The 17,507-nt window shown below is 40.7% G+C and carries 23 protein-coding genes; 7 read left to right on the forward strand and 16 right to left on the reverse strand.

Annotated features, from left to right (window positions below; translation table 11 throughout):
• Nucleotide 1: 1 nt before the first annotated feature.
• Complete coding sequence (locus tag C6W18_RS03360) at nucleotides 2–523, reverse strand: YqeG family HAD IIIA-type phosphatase (RefSeq protein ID WP_105926371.1); 522 nt, start codon at nucleotides 521–523, stop codon at nucleotides 2–4.
• A 362-nt stretch (nucleotides 524–885) separates the two neighbouring features.
• On the opposite strand from C6W18_RS03360, the gene C6W18_RS03365 reads away from it, so the two are divergent.
• Nucleotides 886–1,026 (forward strand): sporulation histidine kinase inhibitor Sda, encoded by a 141-nt coding sequence (locus C6W18_RS03365; protein WP_003217327.1) that lies wholly within the window; start codon nucleotides 886–888, stop codon nucleotides 1,024–1,026.
• A 135-nt stretch (nucleotides 1,027–1,161) separates the two neighbouring features.
• Here the strand turns inward: C6W18_RS03365 and C6W18_RS19920 are convergent, their stop codons facing one another.
• The 4 genes from C6W18_RS19920 to C6W18_RS03380 form a co-directional block, all read right to left on the reverse strand.
• Nucleotides 1,162–1,311 (reverse strand): hypothetical protein, encoded by a 150-nt coding sequence (locus tag C6W18_RS19920; RefSeq protein WP_003217499.1) that lies wholly within the window; start codon nucleotides 1,309–1,311, stop codon nucleotides 1,162–1,164.
• A gap of 78 nt (nucleotides 1,312–1,389) precedes the next feature.
• On the reverse strand, nucleotides 1,390–2,118 hold the full coding sequence (locus tag C6W18_RS03370; protein WP_223251611.1) for an SGNH/GDSL hydrolase family protein: 729 nt from the start codon (nucleotides 2,116–2,118) through the stop codon (nucleotides 1,390–1,392).
• Between the two features lie 84 nt (nucleotides 2,119–2,202).
• Nucleotides 2,203–2,943, reverse strand: a complete 741-nt coding sequence (locus C6W18_RS03375; RefSeq protein WP_105925939.1) for a polysaccharide deacetylase family protein — start codon at nucleotides 2,941–2,943, stop codon at nucleotides 2,203–2,205.
• A gap of 178 nt (nucleotides 2,944–3,121) precedes the next feature.
• A complete protein-coding gene (locus C6W18_RS03380) occupies nucleotides 3,122–4,243 on the reverse strand; it encodes a response regulator aspartate phosphatase (protein WP_105925941.1) in 1,122 nt (373 codons plus the stop codon).
• A gap of 234 nt (nucleotides 4,244–4,477) precedes the next feature.
• Between C6W18_RS03380 and sigK the strand changes: the two genes are divergently transcribed.
• The 3 genes from sigK (at nucleotide 4,478) to C6W18_RS03395 (ending at nucleotide 6,415) form a co-directional block, all read left to right on the forward strand.
• Nucleotides 4,478–5,203 carry an RNA polymerase sporulation sigma factor SigK gene (gene sigK, locus C6W18_RS03385; protein ID WP_105926374.1) on the forward strand — a complete coding sequence of 242 codons (726 nt, stop codon included), beginning with the start codon at nucleotides 4,478–4,480 and terminating at the stop codon, nucleotides 5,201–5,203.
• 140 nt (nucleotides 5,204–5,343) lie between these two features.
• Entirely contained in the window at nucleotides 5,344–5,655 is a 312-nt protein-coding gene (locus tag C6W18_RS03390) for an ImmA/IrrE family metallo-endopeptidase (protein WP_105925943.1), read from the forward strand.
• A gap of 100 nt (nucleotides 5,656–5,755) precedes the next feature.
• A complete protein-coding gene (locus C6W18_RS03395; protein WP_105925945.1) occupies nucleotides 5,756–6,415 on the forward strand; it encodes a hypothetical protein in 660 nt (219 codons plus the stop codon).
• Between the two features lie 378 nt (nucleotides 6,416–6,793).
• On the opposite strand, the gene C6W18_RS03400 is transcribed toward C6W18_RS03395, so the two are convergent.
• The 3 genes from C6W18_RS03400 to C6W18_RS03410 form a co-directional block, all read right to left on the reverse strand.
• On the reverse strand, nucleotides 6,794–7,066 hold the full coding sequence (locus tag C6W18_RS03400) for a DUF3986 family protein (RefSeq protein ID WP_034324877.1): 273 nt from the start codon (nucleotides 7,064–7,066) through the stop codon (nucleotides 6,794–6,796).
• 63 nt (nucleotides 7,067–7,129) lie between these two features.
• Complete coding sequence (locus tag C6W18_RS03405; protein WP_034324875.1) at nucleotides 7,130–7,540, reverse strand: hypothetical protein; 411 nt, start codon at nucleotides 7,538–7,540, stop codon at nucleotides 7,130–7,132.
• Nucleotides 7,541–7,573: 33 nt separating this feature from the next.
• On the reverse strand, nucleotides 7,574–7,999 hold the full coding sequence (locus C6W18_RS03410) for an NUDIX hydrolase (RefSeq protein WP_105925947.1): 426 nt from the start codon (nucleotides 7,997–7,999) through the stop codon (nucleotides 7,574–7,576).
• 150 nt (nucleotides 8,000–8,149) lie between these two features.
• On the opposite strand from C6W18_RS03410, the gene C6W18_RS20425 reads away from it, so the two are divergent.
• Nucleotides 8,150–8,281 (forward strand): hypothetical protein, encoded by a 132-nt coding sequence (locus tag C6W18_RS20425; RefSeq protein WP_003217310.1) that lies wholly within the window; start codon nucleotides 8,150–8,152, stop codon nucleotides 8,279–8,281.
• Between the two features lie 52 nt (nucleotides 8,282–8,333).
• Here C6W18_RS20425 and C6W18_RS03415 read toward each other — a convergent pair whose 3' ends face one another.
• The 4 genes from C6W18_RS03415 to C6W18_RS03430 all read right to left on the reverse strand — a co-directional run bounded on the left by C6W18_RS03415 (nucleotide 8,334) and on the right by C6W18_RS03430 (nucleotide 11,298).
• Nucleotides 8,334–8,525, reverse strand: a complete 192-nt coding sequence (locus C6W18_RS03415; RefSeq protein WP_105925949.1) for a hypothetical protein — start codon at nucleotides 8,523–8,525, stop codon at nucleotides 8,334–8,336.
• Between the two features lie 100 nt (nucleotides 8,526–8,625).
• Entirely contained in the window at nucleotides 8,626–10,038 is a 1,413-nt protein-coding gene (locus tag C6W18_RS03420; RefSeq protein WP_105925951.1) for a polysaccharide deacetylase family protein, read from the reverse strand.
• A 157-nt stretch (nucleotides 10,039–10,195) separates the two neighbouring features.
• Entirely contained in the window at nucleotides 10,196–10,798 is a 603-nt protein-coding gene (locus C6W18_RS03425) for a delta-aminolevulinic acid dehydratase (RefSeq protein ID WP_373465714.1), read from the reverse strand.
• A 206-nt stretch (nucleotides 10,799–11,004) separates the two neighbouring features.
• Entirely contained in the window at nucleotides 11,005–11,298 is a 294-nt protein-coding gene (locus C6W18_RS03430) for a CotD family spore coat protein (protein ID WP_034324865.1), read from the reverse strand.
• Between the two features lie 151 nt (nucleotides 11,299–11,449).
• Here C6W18_RS03430 and C6W18_RS03435 point away from each other — a divergent pair, with 151 nt between their 5' ends.
• Entirely contained in the window at nucleotides 11,450–11,719 is a 270-nt protein-coding gene (locus C6W18_RS03435) for a hypothetical protein (RefSeq protein WP_223251612.1), read from the forward strand.
• A gap of 35 nt (nucleotides 11,720–11,754) precedes the next feature.
• Complete coding sequence (locus tag C6W18_RS03440; protein WP_105925953.1) at nucleotides 11,755–11,967, forward strand: hypothetical protein; 213 nt, start codon at nucleotides 11,755–11,757, stop codon at nucleotides 11,965–11,967.
• Between the two features lie 242 nt (nucleotides 11,968–12,209).
• Here C6W18_RS03440 and C6W18_RS03445 read toward each other — a convergent pair whose 3' ends face one another.
• The 4 genes from C6W18_RS03445 to C6W18_RS03460 form a co-directional block, all read right to left on the reverse strand.
• Nucleotides 12,210–13,550 (reverse strand): sugar porter family MFS transporter, encoded by a 1,341-nt coding sequence (locus tag C6W18_RS03445; protein WP_034324859.1) that lies wholly within the window; start codon nucleotides 13,548–13,550, stop codon nucleotides 12,210–12,212.
• A gap of 84 nt (nucleotides 13,551–13,634) precedes the next feature.
• Nucleotides 13,635–15,056, reverse strand: coding sequence for an L-arabinose isomerase (gene araA / locus C6W18_RS03450; RefSeq protein WP_105925955.1), 1,422 nt, complete (start codon nucleotides 15,054–15,056; stop codon nucleotides 13,635–13,637).
• A 17-nt stretch (nucleotides 15,057–15,073) separates the two neighbouring features.
• Nucleotides 15,074–15,778, reverse strand: a complete 705-nt coding sequence (locus C6W18_RS03455; protein ID WP_105925957.1) for an L-ribulose-5-phosphate 4-epimerase — start codon at nucleotides 15,776–15,778, stop codon at nucleotides 15,074–15,076.
• The gene (locus C6W18_RS03460) at nucleotides 15,772–17,397 is read right to left on the reverse strand and encodes a xylulokinase (protein ID WP_105925959.1); all 1,626 of its coding nucleotides are present in this window, start codon (nucleotides 17,395–17,397) and stop codon (nucleotides 15,772–15,774) included. Before C6W18_RS03460 ends, C6W18_RS03455 begins: the two co-directional genes overlap by 7 nt.
• Between the last annotated feature and the right edge of the window lie 110 nt (nucleotides 17,398–17,507).

Raw genomic sequence — 17,507 nt, forward strand, 5'->3', positions numbered from 1 at the left:
ATTACTCTTCCTCCCACTGAATGTGGCCCTTACGCTTTAAGGCTCCTAAAATTCTGCGTTCAATCTGCCTGTTAAACTTTGTGAAAAATCCGTCCGAGGCAGCAACAGGAACGACCAAAATCGTATGAAAGCCATGGCGATTCCCTCCCAAAACATCTGTCATGAGCTGATCCCCAATGACGACCACATCTTCCTTTCTCAATTGCATATCAGCGACTGCCTTATTAAAGGCTCTTCCCATAGGCTTTCTCGCTTTATAAATAAACGGGATGTGAACCGGCTCAGAAAAAAGCTTGACCCTTTGTTCATTATTGTTCGATACAATCGTCACTTGTATCCCGTGATCTTTCATCTCTTGAAACCATTCAATTAAGCGGGGTGTCGCACTTGGGCGGTCCCATTCTACTAGTGTGTTATCTAAATCGGTAATGATCCCTTTTACATTTCGTTCTTTTAGTTTTTGCGGTGAAATATGAAAAATACTTTTCACAAATTCATCCGGCAAGAAATACTTCTTTAGCACAACTTGCACCCTTTCTTCCATTGGTTTTTCAGCGATTGTGTCGAATCAAATCATAATTTGTCTGTCTATCGAATACATTGAAAAAGTTTTCGACATATGATGAGGACCTTCAACAGGTGTGGATAATTTTACACACATTATCCACCTATATTCCATCACGCTTTCATTCAATTATAAACACTCTACCCACAAGTTATCCACTTAACCATGTGGATAACAGAACGATTGTTCTTGTTTCCCATTCATGGTAGATTAAAGGTACTTCAAAGACATTCGATCAACCTATGATGATATGTCTTTTCCTCAAGTTTTATGCCAACTTTTTCAGGGGAGGTGTTTTTCCCATCATATGGGTTTCTAGTATGAAAAAGCTGTCAGATGATTTACTTATAGAATCGTATTATAAAGCAAATGAAATGAACTTAAATCGCGACTTCATCGAATTAATTGAGACAGAAATGAAAAGACGTTCGCTCGGGCATATGCTCTCTGTTTCCTCTTAATTCCATATCACAGGAACCATGCCTCCCGAGCACTCTTCTTTTTTAAACTCAGGTGACTGATATTATATCACTTGCGCTATAGGCTTACTACTATTTTCCGTAAAAAACACCCCTTCTTATATAAGAAGAGGTGTCTTATTTACAAGGCTGTTCATTCCAAAACCATAACCCTCCGCCCACGACCAAAATGACAACAAGGAACACAACAAGAAAAGCGTAACCGATTCCTGCTCCTTGAGCTGGATAAGGCGAACACGCAGGGTAAGGATAAGGGCATCCCCACATATCAGTTACCTCCTTCTAGGAAGAGATACTGTTAGATTATGCTGGATGGATGATCTTGTTTAGGCAGATGGCCACCATTTAAAAATGTTTGATGACATCACCCTCTTTGATTTCGTCGTAAATGATTCTCGCCCCTTTTGGTGTCATATGATTGCCAGAAGGGTCGATTAAACCTGACTGAATCAGAGCATTGTCACTATCTTCACCAGCTTCTCGGATGAAAGCTTCCCAATTGTCGACAAGTGGAACTTGCTGATCCTTGGCTACTTCTCTTGTGATGTCATTATATGAGTTTTGCCAAGCTCTTGCCCCGCCTCTCTCAGCAAAATAAGATGACTGATACCGGGAGTAATAATATAAGCCCTTTTTCCCTCCTTCTACGACAGGTACACAGGTCATGAGAATCGGGGTAATCCCCTCTTTTCTACTTTCAGAAATGAAGTAGGATAAATTTTCTTTAAATCGCTTTTTTGTCACTCGGGGATGTTTCCCGTCTAAAATCGCCGCATCATTCGTACCGAACATGATGAGGACGTAAGTTGGTTTCTGCTTTAAAATATCCTGCTCAAAGCGAAGCTTCGCATCTTCAGTCGTCTGCCCGCCAATTCCTGCATTCTTCACTTGTATTTGGCCGCGCTCGACGTTTTTCATGAGATTCACCCATTTTTCAGATGTTGGGTAATCTCGAAAGTCCCAGTTTGATCCTCTTGTATTACTGTCGCCGAATGCAATAACGCTTTCCTGTACTGGTTTTGAGCATCCAGCAGCGACACACAACAGGATGAAAAGGAAAACATATTTCTTCACAACATTCACCTCCAAAAGCCCTCTTCATATAGTAAACGACCTGACTTTTGGTTTCAATGAATGACTGTTTTTGATGAATGCTTATTACTGTAACTGAACAGGTTGATATACTCTGTCATGATGCAGCAGTTCGCTTACTTTCACAAATTCATAGCCTCTATCCTTTAATTCAGGAACCACCTGTTTAAGCGCTTGTACCGTTTGCTTCCGATTTCCACCACCATCATGTAAAAGGATGATATCGCCGCCCTGAATATGATCTATAATTCGGCTTGCAATTTTGTGTGAGCCCGGCCTTGACCAGTCTTTTGGATCTTGCGTGAAGGACCACATGACCACATCGTACCCTTGCTTTGAAAGAATGCGGAATGACTTCATCGTCAGCCTGCCACCAGGAGGACGAAATAATAAAGGCCCGCCTGGCTGAAGGGAGGCGATATGAGCCGCTGATTCTTTTAGCTCCTGCTTAATTTCCTTTGATGACAAAAGGTCAAAATACGTATGGTTCATCGTATGATTACCAAGCTCATTCCCCTCGCCCACAATCCGCTTCGCAATCTCTGGATACGAATGAATTCGGCTCCCTACGACAAAAAAGCTGGCATTCACTTCATGCTCCCTCAGCACGTCCAAAATTTGATTCGTGTACACCGGATGAGGCCCATCATCAAAGGTTAACGCAATCTTCTTCCGTTCCTCTCTCATGTCCCAAAACGCTCGTCCCGTTTTTTCTAGGTCGATTCTTTTTAATGTTCGTGCCTCTATTTCATTAGGAACAAAAACGCATAATACCAATACACACATAAAGATATGCAACCCTTTCATCAGACCGCCTCCACAGAACATCATTACAGGTTAAATTGCCCGCTTTCTAATGAATTCATTCAAGGTTCATGATCATATCTGCTCCTCCCTGACTTCATTTTTTACATAAAAAAAGCCGGCCATATAGGCCCGCTTTTTGTTTCACGTTTGGTTTCTCTCTTCAACTGTCGAACGTTGCTTAGAATTCATACAGACACTCTCCTTCTTGGATTTGATTTTGAGCCCATAATAATTTCTGATAATACTGGTTGGACTTCTGGTATTGTTGAGAGGCTTCTAAGGCTGTCGCAATTTCTAGTGAGATATCCTCTATATAAGAGTATAGGCTAAGTTTTTCCAAATAATCAATGGTTTTTTGCAGTTGTTCTTCATTGATTCCCTGAACATATAAAGCATCCAGATACTCAAACATATGACAGAACAGCTGGTCTTCATGCTTCTTAGCGGCTAATTTCCCATCTTCTAAAATACGCAGTGCATGCGCCTGTTCGTTTCGTCTAAAAAGTAGCTTCGCCAGCGTATAGAGTGTATGCGGAAGCGTGGGAAGCACCTCTTTGCGGGCAAGATCAGCCGATTCAGTTAAATATCGTTCCGCTTCCTTTAAATAGCCAAGCTCTCCGTAACATTTACCTAAATTGTAAAGAGCTGAACTGTATATGCGCGGGTGATCAATTTGGGATGCGAGCTGTTTTGCTTTTTTCAAATGAGGCAGCGCTCGATCTTTTCGTTTTAAATCTTGATAGTTGCCTGAGATGACAAAAAGGCACTGAATAATGCGAATGGAATAAGCATCATGCTGATCGTATATTTCCAGCGCCCTTAAAATATGGTGCATGGAGACATGCGTTTGTTTCATAATATAGTAGGCTTCTGCTACTTTAAAATGAAACTCAGCTTGCTCAATATCATCAAATACCATGGACAGCTGCTTTTCTGCCACTCGATAATATTTGACGGCTTCTAAATATTCTTTTTGACTAAACTCATGCATGCCACGAAAAAATGCATGGTAATAATGCAGCATATCAGATAACTCATGATTGGAATTTTCGATTTTATCGACAAGATTAGATACTGAGAAAGGTTGATATTTTGAAGGGTGTATATAGTCAAGCATGATTTGGTGCCGAAAACACATGAGCTGATAATAAATCAGTAAATGCTGGTCCTCTTCCATACGTTCAATTTCTGCTTCTACTTCTGCTTTCAGGATTTCAGCATCTGGCACACTGAACTGCCGTATCATTCGATACCATTCATTAATCTTCATACCTACATGTGAAGAAAGAACCTTCCCCATGTTCCGAAAAAACCCCTTCCTTTTCGGTCTAATATTACATATTTTAGCACGCTTCTTATCCGCCAAGCACCGCAAAGAAACCGCAAACATATGAGAAGGACAGCAAAAACAGACGAACAGAAGCACGTTTTTTTCGAAAAAGATGATTTTTTCATCGTACAGACACAGACAATCCCTCCTTCACATACATTTGAGGATATAGGCAGTGGCCTAAACATGGTGGAGGTGAAAATCGTGGCAGGAGTATTTACAGCGATGGGATTGATGGTCAAAGAATTGGTGTTTTTAGTGTCCTATGTCAAAAACAATGCCTTTCCACAGCCCCTTTCAGGAGATGATGAAAAAAAATACTTAGCCCTCATGGCACAGGGCGATGAACACGCGAGAAACATGCTGATTGAACATAACCTTCGGCTCGTCGCCCATATTGTAAAAAAATTTGAAAATACCGGAGAAGACGCAGAAGACCTCATCTCTATCGGGACGATCGGACTCATTAAAGCCATCGAAAGCTATTCCTCTGGGAAAGGAACAAAGCTGGCAACGTATGCTGCGCGGTGTATTGAGAACGAAATCCTTATGCATTTACGCGCGCTCAAAAAAACAAAAAAGGATGTTTCCCTGCATGACCCCATCGGTCAGGATAAAGAAGGCAACGAAATTTCATTAATTGATGTCTTAAAATCAGAAAGTGAAGATGTGATTGATACCATTCAGCTCAACATGGAGCTTGAAAAAGTAAAAGAGTATATCGGCATTCTCGACGGGCGAGAAAAAGAAGTCATCGTCGGCCGGTTCGGCCTTGATTTAAAGAAAGAGAAAACGCAGCGGGAAATAGCGAAGGAGCTTGGGATATCGAGAAGCTATGTGTCCCGGATTGAAAAGCGGGCACTGATGAAGATGTTTCATGAGTTTTACCGGGCGGAGAAGGAAAAACGGAAGCGGGAGAAGGGGAAGTGATTTGAAGGTTTGAAGAATTCAAGAAAACAACTTCATTTCTGCGTGATAAAAAACAGACTAAATGAGGTCTGTTTTTTATTTCGCTCTAATCTACTTTAGTTTCTTAAAAGTCGAATTCTTAAACATCAGCAGCCGGTACTATGCTGGAACTATTTATCATTAATAACCGCCTTAGCCCTCAAGAACAGTGGCAAGATTTTGGTCATGAACTTTGTCATGCGCTTAGACATGAAGGAAATCAATTAATCATGCCCCCACTGTTTAGAGAGCTGCAGGAAATGCAGGCGAAGCGTTTTGCATATAAGTTTTGTATTCCCACTTTTATGCTTAGAAAAATAAAAGCTATTCAACCATATAATAATTTCACAAATGAAATAGCATCTCTTTTCAATGTTTCATATAAATTCGCTACCGAACGTTTCGTGACTTTAAACCCATGCTATAAGTCATGAATTTCTTTGTCTAATTTTGTCGAAAATCATCACTTTAACATTTTTTGTATTATAATGTTTCCTGTATTACTAAAATGTGTATATAGAAGGGTGTAGACAAATGAAAAAAGCTAAACTAATTTTATTCTTATGCTTTATGGCAGTTCTAACTGCTTGCGGTAACACTAACAGCTCAACTGAGCCGGCAAAAAAAGAAGAAACGAGCAAAGAGGCTTCAAAAGAATCAGCACAAAAAGAGAATAAACCAACGTCAGGACGTTTATCAAAGATCGGGGAGTGGAAGAAAGATAAAAATGGTTCAACACTGACTTTGAAAAAGATAAACAACAAACAAAAAGAAATAGATTTAAGTCCTATTAAGATGAAAATACAAGATGTTAAAGTTTTTGAATACAGTAATTTAGGTGAAGACGATAAAGAGCTTCTTTCTGATAATCAATATGAAAAAGATAAATATCATAGAATACAAATTACTTATACGACTGAAAACACTTCCGATAAAGATGTTTTGTTTTCTGGTGTTGATGTTATTACCACTAATACAAAAAAACAAATCGAAGTCAATACGTCTAATTTGTATACGGATAAAGGTGTTGGTTCTTTTTATGGTAAAGTCGAAAATGAAGGTATGGTTGTAGTTCCTTTACTGGTAGATGATGTTGCGGATTTGAGTTCAATCACACTTCACTTAAGTGATGTTTATCTAAATGACGAACCTGAATTATTGCATGATGGAGCAAAAGTTAAATTCGATTTTTAAATTCTGCACCCCCTCTTGACATTAATAATGAAATCCTTATGCATTTACGCGCGCTCAAAAAAACAAAAAAGGATGTTTCCCTGCATGACCCCATCGGTCAGGATAAAGAAGGCAACGAAATTTCATTAATTGATGTCTTAAAATGAGAAAGTGAAGATATGATTCATACCATTCAGCTCAACATGGAGCTTGAAAAAGCTAGTTAAAACAGACCAAGCTAGGTCTGTTTTTATTTTGTCATTATAATCTTTCCCCTATCCTTTGTTTCATATTTGATAAGAGAAAGGAGACAATTAATAAAAGAAACAAGCATTAAATTTCAATTTAAATAAAAAACATCACCTAGAAAAATAGCTAAGTAATGTTTACATTCTCCATTTATTTCACTATGCTGTTTTCTTTTAAAAAACGCTCAAATAGTTTATGACCTTCATCCTCAATATCGTCATCTTCAATAGGATACTCCCCTATCAACAGCCCTAAATTATCGTATTTATCATAGCGCTTCAAAAGCGTTATTCCGTAACTTTTATAATCAAAAAATAATAGCCATCTTCCTGATTCTAAACTTTTATAAAACACCCCTTCATAATCAAAACCATGTTCATAATACCCTACATGTAAATGCATGGTATCGTCTAAACTAAGCATTCTCCCCGCTCTCCTTAATACGCTTCGATATTAGATTTTCTCAAAAAAGTCTATCTTCTAACTTTACAGATCATGCTGAAAATCAATATTCCTCAACTCTACCCATTCAACAAAATCAGGCATCGTTTTTGTCTTTAGAAAATGTTGAACGATTTGATAGGCTTCATCTCGATTTACATAGCTACATGATGGCACATACAATGGCGCTCCAGCCACAAAATGCTCAATTGTTTCTATATGTTCAACCTTTTTAAAAGGGACCAAAAAATCTGGATATCTCAATATAAAAAAACCATAAGGTGCATTGTAAAAGAAAACAAGACTTTCATATTCCCCTTCTTCTTCAATCTCAATCGAAGATTCGCCATTCCCTTGTTTCCAATAATCTTCACCCTTTTGAAAGAAGATACTTTTCATTAATGCTTCTCCCGGATTTTCCACTGGAGCACCGGTTGGTCCATAATACAAAAACATAAAATCTCTCCTTCATACCTATTCATCAACAACTTAACCGATTGTTCTATTTCCTTCAAATTCATAAAATGCATGTGTTTGTTGTTTTAATTTCAGCATGCTGAATAGCTTGGGGTTTAGCTTTTGAAAAGTTTGCTTGCTGACCCATTTTACTTCTTCAATATCATGATCCGGATCGAGAATACTCATTTGTCCTCCGGTGATTTCAGCAAAGAAGGTGATCATCAGCGCATGATGCTTTTTATCTTGAAAAAACGCTTCTCGAATCGAATGAAGTTCATTTACTTTGCAAACATACCCTGTCTCTTCTTTCACCTCACGGACCACGGCCTGCTTCAGGTGTTCTCCTTTTTCTACAGCACCACCAGGAACTTCCCAATATCCCTTTACATTTTTGACCATTAACATATTTTCTTCCTCATCATAAATAATAGCTGATACTACGTCTACTCGTTTCAAATGAATCCCCCTCAATCATTCTCTGTTCACATCTATTGTCGAATAAATAGCACGAACTGTTCATTTCAATACAGTCATTATACTGTATCCTTGACAAGGTAATGGATAAGGAAGCAAAACAGCATTCGTGAGCAGATAGGAGGCCATAGCATGTGGATCATCATCATTTTACTTATTGTCCTCATTGGGTTTACTGGGAATATCGTTTCTTTATTAAGACAAATGAAAGAGTCGAACGAGAAAATCATACAACTGTTAGAACATCAAAAACCGAAAAAATAAAAACTTCTCTCATTTAGAGGGAAGTTTTTTAGAGAAAACAATTGGAGAAATCTTACCGTTTCTCAGTAAGCAACATATATCTGATTCGACGAATATAATGCAGCGCAATATGAACGAGGCATAAAATGAGCCCGATCATCGCAAGAATATAAATGGGCAGCATCAAACCAGGTACATAATTGATGATAAAACCCAAACAAAACGCTGTCAGCATATATAGGCTGATCAACCTCATCAATACCATCCGAAGCCCTCCCTTTCCACACTCACTTTAACATCATTTCCCTTTATTTTCATAATTGGCTTTAAAAAAAGATGCGAATCCACTAAGATTCGCATGATCATTACGTATTCAATTCACCTTTCTTCCCCCGCGCTTCCTTCCACTGCTCAAGCTCCGATACTGTCAATAATTGATATCCTTGTTTGGTCAATCCCTTGATAATCGTGACAGCTGCGTTTGCTGAGGTGTCATAGATATCGTGCATTAAGACCGTTTCTCCGCTCGATGCATGCGCTAAAATGTAGTTGGCGACGTATTGACTGTTGCGATATTTCCAGTCTTCAGGATCTATGTCCCAAAGTGTGACTTTCATGTTGACTGCTTCGTTGATTTGTTCGTTTGTTCCACCATATGGCGGTCTAAAGTGAGTCGGTGTGAACCCGCCTGCTTTTTCAATGATTTGCTGCGTCTCTTCTACTTGTTTGATGGCTTGTTTTAATGGCAGTCTTGTGAGTAAAGGGTGGTTATAGGAATGATTTCCGATTTCATTTCCACCCTTTCGGATTTCATTCAGCATATCTGGATAATACTGCACCCTGCTTCCTAATACAAAAAATGTCGCATGTCCTTTGTTTTCTTTTAAAGCTGTTAAAATTTTTGAGGTCGTCGATGGATTTGGACCATCATCAAATGTAAGGGCAATGGCTTTTTGATTTGGATGAAAAGTTGCCTGTTTTGGCAATGTTACGATCTTTCTTTTTGGAATCGGTTCTTTTTTCTCGTTTTTGTTCTTTTCTTTATTGATATATTCTGGCTTTAACATTCCCTTAAGCAGTGTTTTCTTAATCGCCAGCACTTGAGGGCCTTTTTTGTCTGGTGCGATTTGCCCTGCCGGAAAGTAGAATTCAATAAAACGATCCTTGATGGCAAAATACTGATAATGCTCTGCCGCAGGAGACGTTCCTTGTTTGAGCAAATGCCTATTTTCAGCAAGAGAGCGATCTTTTTTTAACGCCTCAAATGTCATATGAGACAGTTTTTGCAGACTTTCTCTTTTTGATAAAAATAGATCATCTATCGATAAAAAATGCTGTTTCTTGAAATCAAAGTTGAACATCTTCGTTTGATGTGCACCTTTTACTCCGCCTTTCAATTCATATGTATTGAATTTGACCGCAACGGTTTGCTTGGCATAATGAGTGATCTCGTAATCTATGTTTAATTCGTATCGATTCTCTTCATCGACATCACTTGCTTCGCTAAATGATGTTTTGAACCTGTCCAGCGCTGTTTCTGCAAATCTTTTCATCTCTTGATCTAGCTTTTTTTGATGAAACACTGGATAGTTGACAGCATATCGCATGTATCTCCCGTCATTCACGAGGGTGACAATTTCAACTTCTTTATAGCTCGCATCTGGTTCTATTTTCTTCTTCTCTGTCCCGCTTGCCTGCTGATTATGATAAAACGCAGCGATCCCGATGATGACCGCAAGTCCGCATAGGACGAGACTGACCTTCCCTTTTATTGACACAATGATTCTCCTCTCGTGATGCCGCCATGCCTGGATGACGTGTGTTTGTAGGATAGACTTTGCGTCACCCCTTTTTAGTTTGTAAAAAACAAACTTGTCACATTTTCGACACAATTAAGAGCGGATGAAAAAAGGGCTTGATCTCTCAGCCCTTTGATTATTTTTGCATATATAGTTGAAATAATTTCGTTTCTTCATCAATAGAGCTCGCTCGATCAAAAGCCGCTCTAACCGTCTTCGTATTGTTCATGAGCTCATACAGCATTGTCAGGACAAAGATAAATGCCGCATCTCCATCAATGTAATCATCAGGCGCTGTATAGGACAAAGCACCCGCTTCTAAAAAAGCATCTGCAAGTTTTTTCTCACCTAGTGTGCAGCCGGTTGATATGACGTGAATCCCTTTTAACGAAGCATACCGCTTGATTTCATTCGCTCCAAAAGTTGTACCTCTAGGCTCCCCATCTTCGTATACATCTTCCCCTAACTCCGGCATGAGAAACGCCTCTTCCTCCCCGTGAAAAGATAAAAGAAAGTAGTCAGTCTCTCTTCTATTTCTCCCAGATAACACATCAATCAGATCATTGGGTCTGCCTATCCAGTGCATATCGACTTTTGCACCAAAGTTCTCAAATGCTGCACGCAGGGCAAAAGATTCTAGCTCACTATTTGGTCCTGCTGCTAATGTGATGCGCACGGCCTGTTGTTTCACTTGTATCTCCTCCAAACGATGATCAGAATAAAACCATTTTTTCCTCATCTGCATATGTTTTTCTTCTACAGCATACGACTCAAATCCAAAGGAGCATCATCTAATGTTAACAATCGAATATTCAGAAAATCACCTTCAAAAGAATGATTGTTACTTCCAATTTTATCTTGAAAATAACGTTTGATCAAAATTTTACTCATAAAAATAAAAAGGCATCCCATAAAAGGATGCCCCTCTTCCTCCTCAAAATCACATTACCACTTACAACGTTTTACCGGACGGCAGCAAGGGTTCTTGATATCCCTACCACAATCGTATTCTTCCACAATATACTCGTTATGAGTCGATTCAGTGACAGGATAGTAGTTTTCAATTCTTTTGATGTTTTTATTCACGTTTGTGATATGAGTTGGATGAATTTTTCTAATCGTTTGTTCATTCGTTGTTGTGTTGACAATTTGACGTGTGGGGAAAACAACCGTTTCATCTTTTCCATGGTTCCCCCTACGAGGCCCAAAGAAAAAATTGTCTAATCGATTCCGGCTCATCTTAAAACCCCCTTCAAGTTGTCTTTCACTTACACTCTATCGTATGCAAGAGGTGTCTTCAGTGATTAGATGCTTGTCTATTTTTTAAAAATCCAGCATCCATCTCGTTTTCTCTTTCTTTACAAAAGGTCAATTTTAACATATTATACAAATGATATATTGCGCAGAAAGGACATCCATCATCTTTACAAATGCGACGGAAAGAGGCGCCATCCGGCAGGCCATTTACCAAGAAGGCTATCCTTATCAAAGCTATTTTGCTATTTTGAAAAAAACGAAGCATGTAGATCCTGAGTATGGCCAGCTTTATGATGTGTATTGGCAGGCTTGGAAAAGTGAAACAGGAATGACGCCATTCGTCTGTTATTCAAAAAAGGTAGAAGAAAAAGAATATGAGGTCAGCTGCGGAACTGCGCCATAACCTGTCCTCTCATCATGAAATAAGAGGTGAACCAAATGATCAATACGACACAAACCATCGAGCGTAACAAGCTAGACATTGCTTTTGAACTCACTCAATTGCATTTGAATCGATATGAAACGAATCATCCTGATCAACTGAGTGAAATTTACGCGAAATATTATGCGCTGCTTGAAGTGCTGGATTTGTCTTCCTATGATCAATTGATTGATTTACTGCCAGATGAGCTCAAACAGACGCTTGAGTAAAAAAACCATCTATCCACGTGGGATAGATGGTTTTAGACTGTTGACAAAGGGCTAAAATGAACTTTATTTTAGCCCTTTGTCTTCTTTTCAGCGTGATAGAAAACCTTTGCAGTCTAGAAAGGACGAGTACTGGAGCGGAGCGAATTTGACATTCGTGAGCACCGGCACGCAGGACTGACAAAGAATGCGAGGGTTTGTCTACACGCTGAAACCATCTATCCACGTGGGATAGATGGTTTTCTTTATACACGTGCAGCCATATCGGTTTCGATTTGCTCTAAGCTTCTTCCTTTTGTTTCGACTAAAACAAAACGGGTGAACAATAGTCCGATTAAGCAGATAACCCCAAATGAGGAGAAGATGACCCCAAAGCTGAATTGATCAGCCAAGATGGGGAAAACGAGTCCAACAGCTAATGATCCCGTCCAGTTAAAGGCAGATGAAATGCCTGCTCCAATGCCCCTGACAGAGAGCGGGAAGATTTCGCCGATGATGATCCAAGTGATCGGCGCCCACGAGAAGGCATAGCACAAAATAAAGCAGCAAAGTGAAATCAATGTGACCCAGTTTAAAATCCCTTCACTGACTCCCAGTGCACCTAATGCCGCTGGTGCAAAGAAGGAAAGTGCCATTCCTGTTCCCCCTACAGTGAGGATCGTTCGGCGGTCAAACCGGTCAACAAATTGTAAAAAGATAACAGTCGTCACGACGAAAATGACACCAACGATGACTGTAAAACCTGCTGCGACCTGTGGAGCAAGACCGACATTTCTAGCGATACTCGTTGCATAATACACAATGGAGTTGGCGCCCTGTATTTGCTGAAGGGTGGCCATCCCAACCCCAATGAAGAGAGCCATTCGGAATTTCTTTTGGAACAATTCCCGAATGCCTGAGCGTTCTTCTTTTGCGACTTCTAAAATTTCTTGCATTTCTGCTTCGATTTCTTCACGTGAAGAGCGCAGTGATCCTAATACTTCCCGTGCTTTATGAGCCATTCCGTGTTTAATTAAATATCTCGGAGATTCAGGAAGCCTCAGCATACCAATATAAAGCACAATCGCAAATAAAGCGGCACTTCCCAGCATCCAGCGCCAGCTGTCTGGGATGGGCTCAAACACAAACGCGACAATGTAGCTGAGCAATAGTCCGCTCACAATCATGAGCTGATTGAGCCCGGACAATTTCCCGCGGATTTTAGCAGGAGCGATTTCAGACATGTAAGCCGGCACCAAAGATGAGGCTGTTCCTACTGCTGTCCCTAAAAAAATACGAGCAATGGTTAATGTAATCTCTTCTGGTGCGATGGCTGATCCGATAGCTCCGACAAAAAAGATGATCGATGAGACCAAAATGAGCTTTCTGCGGCCGAACTTATCCCCCATAAGACCGCTTAAAATCGAACCAATGATTGCTCCGCCCATTAATGAAGAGACGACAATCCCAAGCCATAAGGGACTGAGCTGAAATTCTTGTTGAATATGTCCTTCCGCCCCTGCAATAATGCCAATATCATATCCGAATAAGATTCCTGCAAAGGACCCGAAAAAGAAGATAAATTTACTTGACACTTTTTTCTCCAAGTGGATAACCCCCTCACTTAATAAACCGCTTTCATTTCACCCAGCCCTTCTACTGTAAACAGTAGAAGGCATTTCACCCTTCTTCTATAAAACCACATATTCTGCATTTACAAGCTTTGCAAAATGAACAATTTGATCAACCGTTAAATCGAGAGACACGACTGTATGATGACCGCCGCCTTGTTCGACCCATGCTTTGACTCCGTCCTGAAAGTTCGGTTTGATTTTCCAAAGCACACGAGCAACTGGTAAATGAGGCGCAGCTTCTTCCGGCTCAAAGGCTTCGACTTCTTGAATCAGCCATTTGAAATGTGTTCCAAAATCAGCGATGGAGACAACAATGCCCTCTCCTGCTTTTCCATCAAACACAAGACGCGCTGGATCTTCCCGATTTCCAATGCCAAGTGGAGACACGACAATAACTGGTTTCGTATTTGCAAGTGCTGGATCTACTTCTAACATATGAGATTGCAGCACCGCTTCCCGCCCAGAGGTCATTTCATACGTATAGTCCTCCATAAAGCCAGTTGATTGATGATGACTCATCACCTTTAATAAACGGTCAAGCGCAGCAGTTTTCCAATCGCCTTCACCAGCAAAACCGTATCCCTTTGCCATCAGCCGCTGAACCGCAAGGCCAGGCAGCTGCTTCATGCCATGTAAATCCTCAAAGTTTGTCGTAAAGGCATTGTAGCCGCCTTCATCTAAGAAACGTTTGATGGCGATTTCATAGCGCGCTTGCACCTTCACACTTCTTTCCCATTCTTCAACCGAATAACTCCCATAATGAACGTCATATTGCGTCAAATAATCGGCAAATAGTGCATCCACTTCTGCTTCTTCTACTGCGTTTACATATTCGACGAGATCACCTATCCCAAAGTAATCAACAGTCCATCCAAGTTGAATCTGCGCTTCAATTTTATCTCCTTCTGTCACAGCAACATGGCGCATATTGTCACCAAACCGAGCCACTTTGATGTGAAAGCTCTCTTGATAGGCAGCAGCAACGTCCATCCAATCAGCGATTTGCTGCTTCACCTCTGGTTTAGACCAATGACCGGCGACAATTTGGTTTTGCTTATTTAAGCGGGCATTGATATAGCCATATTCTCTGTCTCCATGTGCAGATTGATGGAGATTCATATAGTCCATATCAATCGTGTCCCACGGAATCTTTTCATAATATTGAGTGACGAGATGCAGGAGAGGCTTTTGCAAAAGAGAAGTACCGCGGATCCACATTTTTGCTGGAGAAAATGTGTGCATCCAAGTTATCACACCGATTACCTCATCACGATAGTTGATCTCTTTCATCAGCTGTGTGATTTGATCTGCGCTGACAGCCAGCTCCTGCAGTATAATTGGATAAGGTAATAAACCGCTTTCATTTAAGGCATCCGTCATCCTTTGTGCGTCTGCTTTTACTTGTTGCAGTGCTTCATCTCCATATAAATGCTGTGACCCGACGACAAACCAACATTCTTTTTTCTGACTTGTTAACATAGAAATCCCTCTTTTCTTTATCTTGAAGGTTTTTGTCCGTAATACGCATGTGCACCATGTTTTCTTAAATAGTGTTTATCTAAAATTCGCTGCGGAAGAGGCTCCGCATATTCGTTCAATTGCTTTGCAAAAAGATTCATTTTGGCTACTTCATCTAAAATCACACTGTTCGTCACCGCACTTTTTGCATCTTTTCCCCACGTAAATGGACCATGACCTTGAAGCAAAACACCAGGCACCGCCATCACATCTATCTTTCTTTTCTCAAACGTTTCAATGATCAGCCGGCCCGTTTCCACCTCATATCCGCGATTTACTTCTTCTTCTGTAAGAAATCGAGCGCACGGAACAGGGCCGTAAAATGTATCCGCATGAGTTGTGCCCATTGCTGGTAAATCAAGACCAGCTTGCGCCCATATGGTTGCCCACATGGAATGGCTATGTGAAATACCGCCAATTTCCTCATAGTGTTTGTAAAGAACAGCATGTGTGGCTGTATCTGAAGAAGGACTGAATTCCCCTTCCACCACTTGCCCGTCAAAATCAACAACGACCATGTCTTCCGCTGATAATTGGTCATACTCTATGCCGCTCGGCTTAATGACAAACAGACCGCTGTCACGATCGCACGCACTGACATTTCCCCATGTGAATTTCACAAGTCCGTATTTTGGCAGATCTAAATTCGCTTGAAACACTTCTTCTTTTAACCGCTCTAACATACCGTTGTCACTCCTCTCTTTGGCGTCAGATACGCTACTGCCGCTTCTTCAATCGGGAGTCCCTCTTGATAGCGCTTTAAAAATTCCTCAAAGCCTTTGACATCGAGTGGGTCGGGTTCGATGAGCTCTTCTGATGTACTCGCAAACACTTGATATGTCAGAAAATCAGCCAACGTTTGCTGCTTTTGATTGACCATATATGAAGCAAGGACAGCCATCCCAAACGCACCGCCTTCTCCGGCTGTTGAAACCACTGATACAGGTGTATCAAGTGCAGCAGCAACCATTTTTTGACCAACGAGTGGTGTTTTAAATAAACCGCCATGTCCTAGTAAACGATCAATCACGACATGCTCATGTTCTTTTAAGCGATCCATCCCTATTTTCATTGCACCAAATGCCGAAAAAAGGTGGGTACGCATGAAGTTGGCGAGGTTAAAGCGGCTTTCAGCGGACCTGACAAAAAGCGGCCTTCCTTCTGGCAATCTTGTAATATTTTCACCAGAATAATAGCCATAGCTTAAGAGCCCGCCGCCATCACGGTCTGCTTCTAAGGATTGCTGTAATAAGGCTCCGTATAATCTTTCTGACTCCACTGGCTGGCCCATTGCTTCAAATGCTTCACGAAATATATTCATCCAAGCGTTTAGGTCACTTGTACAGTTATTCGCATGAACCATTGCTACTGGCAGTCCATCTGGCGTCGTGACCATATCCACTTCTGGATACACACCTGTCAGATGCTGCTCTAACACAATCATGGCAAAAACAGAGGTCCCAACTGAAATATTTCCTGTTCGCCTTTCCACACTGTTTGTCGCCACCATCCCTGTTCCCGCATCACCTTCTGGCGGACAAAATGGAATACCTGGCTGCAAATGTTTGCCTTGATCTAAAATTGATGCTCCTGCTTGCGTTAACACGCCAGCTTCTTCACCCGCTAAATAGATACGCGGCAAAAGATGACGCAGCTTCCACGGGTAGCCTTTTTCTGCAATCAATGCATCAAATTGATGGAGCATCTCTTCGTTATAATCCTTCGTTTTTTCATCAATTGGAAACATTCCCGACGCATCGCCAATCCCAATGGCCTGCTTCCCGGTTAACAGCCAGTGAATGTATCCTGACAGAGTCGTCACATATTCTAAGCGGGAAAGATGTTTTTCCTCTCCTAATATCGCTTGATATAAATGGGCAATACTCCATCTTTCTGGAATATGAAATTGGAATAAATCCGTTAGTTTTTGACTCGCCTCGATCGTCGTTGCATTCCGCCACGTTCGGAACGGGACGAGGAGCTCTCCTGTATGATCACATGCGACATAGCCATGCATCATCGCTGATATCCCGATTGAGCCAATGGTTTGAATGGTCACACCATACATTTGCTCAGCTTGCTCCTTCATCTGACGATATGCCACTTGAAGACCTGTAATGATATCAATTAAATTGTACGTCCAAATTCCTTCCTGGAGAGAACTTTCCCATTCAAATGTACCTTGTGCAATTGGCTGAAACGCTTCATCTATTAAAATGGCTTTAATTCGTGTTGAACCAAATTCAATGCCTAAAGATGTCCTTCCTTCTTTCATGGCTTTGGCCGTCTCTTCATGATTCATTCTACGTTCACCCCCATGTTGATAGCGGTTTCAAATTTCTTTTTCTAGATTCATTGATTTTCTCTGTGCACAAACATAATATCATATTTGTACGTACATATGTCAATAAT

It is taken from the genome of Bacillus sp. LLTC93, assembly GCF_002993125.1.
GTDB lineage: Bacteria > Bacillota > Bacilli > Bacillales > Bacillaceae > Bacillus > Bacillus zhangzhouensis.

Bases quoted from the DNA above. Each gene is read 5' to 3' on its own strand.
- C6W18_RS03365 (WP_003217327.1), top strand. From the start codon at position 886: ATGAAAAAGCTGTCAGATGATTTACTTATAGAATCGTATTATAAAGCA.
- C6W18_RS19920 (WP_003217499.1), bottom strand. From the start codon at position 1,311: ATGTGGGGATGCCCTTATCCTTACCCTGCGTGTTCGCCTTATCCAGCT.
- C6W18_RS03375 (WP_105925939.1), bottom strand. From the start codon at position 2,943: ATGAAAGGGTTGCATATCTTTATGTGTGTATTGGTATTATGCGTTTTT.
- C6W18_RS03380 (WP_105925941.1), bottom strand. From the start codon at position 4,243: ATGGGGAAGGTTCTTTCTTCACATGTAGGTATGAAGATTAATGAATGG.
- C6W18_RS03390 (WP_105925943.1), top strand. From the start codon at position 5,344: ATGCTGGAACTATTTATCATTAATAACCGCCTTAGCCCTCAAGAACAG.
- C6W18_RS03395 (WP_105925945.1), top strand. From the start codon at position 5,756: ATGAAAAAAGCTAAACTAATTTTATTCTTATGCTTTATGGCAGTTCTA.
- C6W18_RS03400 (WP_034324877.1), bottom strand. From the start codon at position 7,066: ATGCTTAGTTTAGACGATACCATGCATTTACATGTAGGGTATTATGAA.
- C6W18_RS03405 (WP_034324875.1), bottom strand. From the start codon at position 7,540: ATGTTTTTGTATTATGGACCAACCGGTGCTCCAGTGGAAAATCCGGGA.
- C6W18_RS20425 (WP_003217310.1), top strand. From the start codon at position 8,150: ATGTGGATCATCATCATTTTACTTATTGTCCTCATTGGGTTTACTGGG.
- C6W18_RS03415 (WP_105925949.1), bottom strand. From the start codon at position 8,525: ATGGTATTGATGAGGTTGATCAGCCTATATATGCTGACAGCGTTTTGT.
- C6W18_RS03425 (WP_373465714.1), bottom strand. From the start codon at position 10,798: ATGAGGAAAAAATGGTTTTATTCTGATCATCGTTTGGAGGAGATACAA.
- C6W18_RS03430 (WP_034324865.1), bottom strand. From the start codon at position 11,298: ATGAGCCGGAATCGATTAGACAATTTTTTCTTTGGGCCTCGTAGGGGG.
- C6W18_RS03435 (WP_223251612.1), top strand. From the start codon at position 11,450: ATGATATATTGCGCAGAAAGGACATCCATCATCTTTACAAATGCGACG.
- C6W18_RS03440 (WP_105925953.1), top strand. From the start codon at position 11,755: ATGATCAATACGACACAAACCATCGAGCGTAACAAGCTAGACATTGCT.
- araA (WP_105925955.1), bottom strand. From the start codon at position 15,056: ATGTTAACAAGTCAGAAAAAAGAATGTTGGTTTGTCGTCGGGTCACAG.
- C6W18_RS03455 (WP_105925957.1), bottom strand. From the start codon at position 15,778: ATGTTAGAGCGGTTAAAAGAAGAAGTGTTTCAAGCGAATTTAGATCTG.
- C6W18_RS03460 (WP_105925959.1), bottom strand. From the start codon at position 17,397: ATGAATCATGAAGAGACGGCCAAAGCCATGAAAGAAGGAAGGACATCT.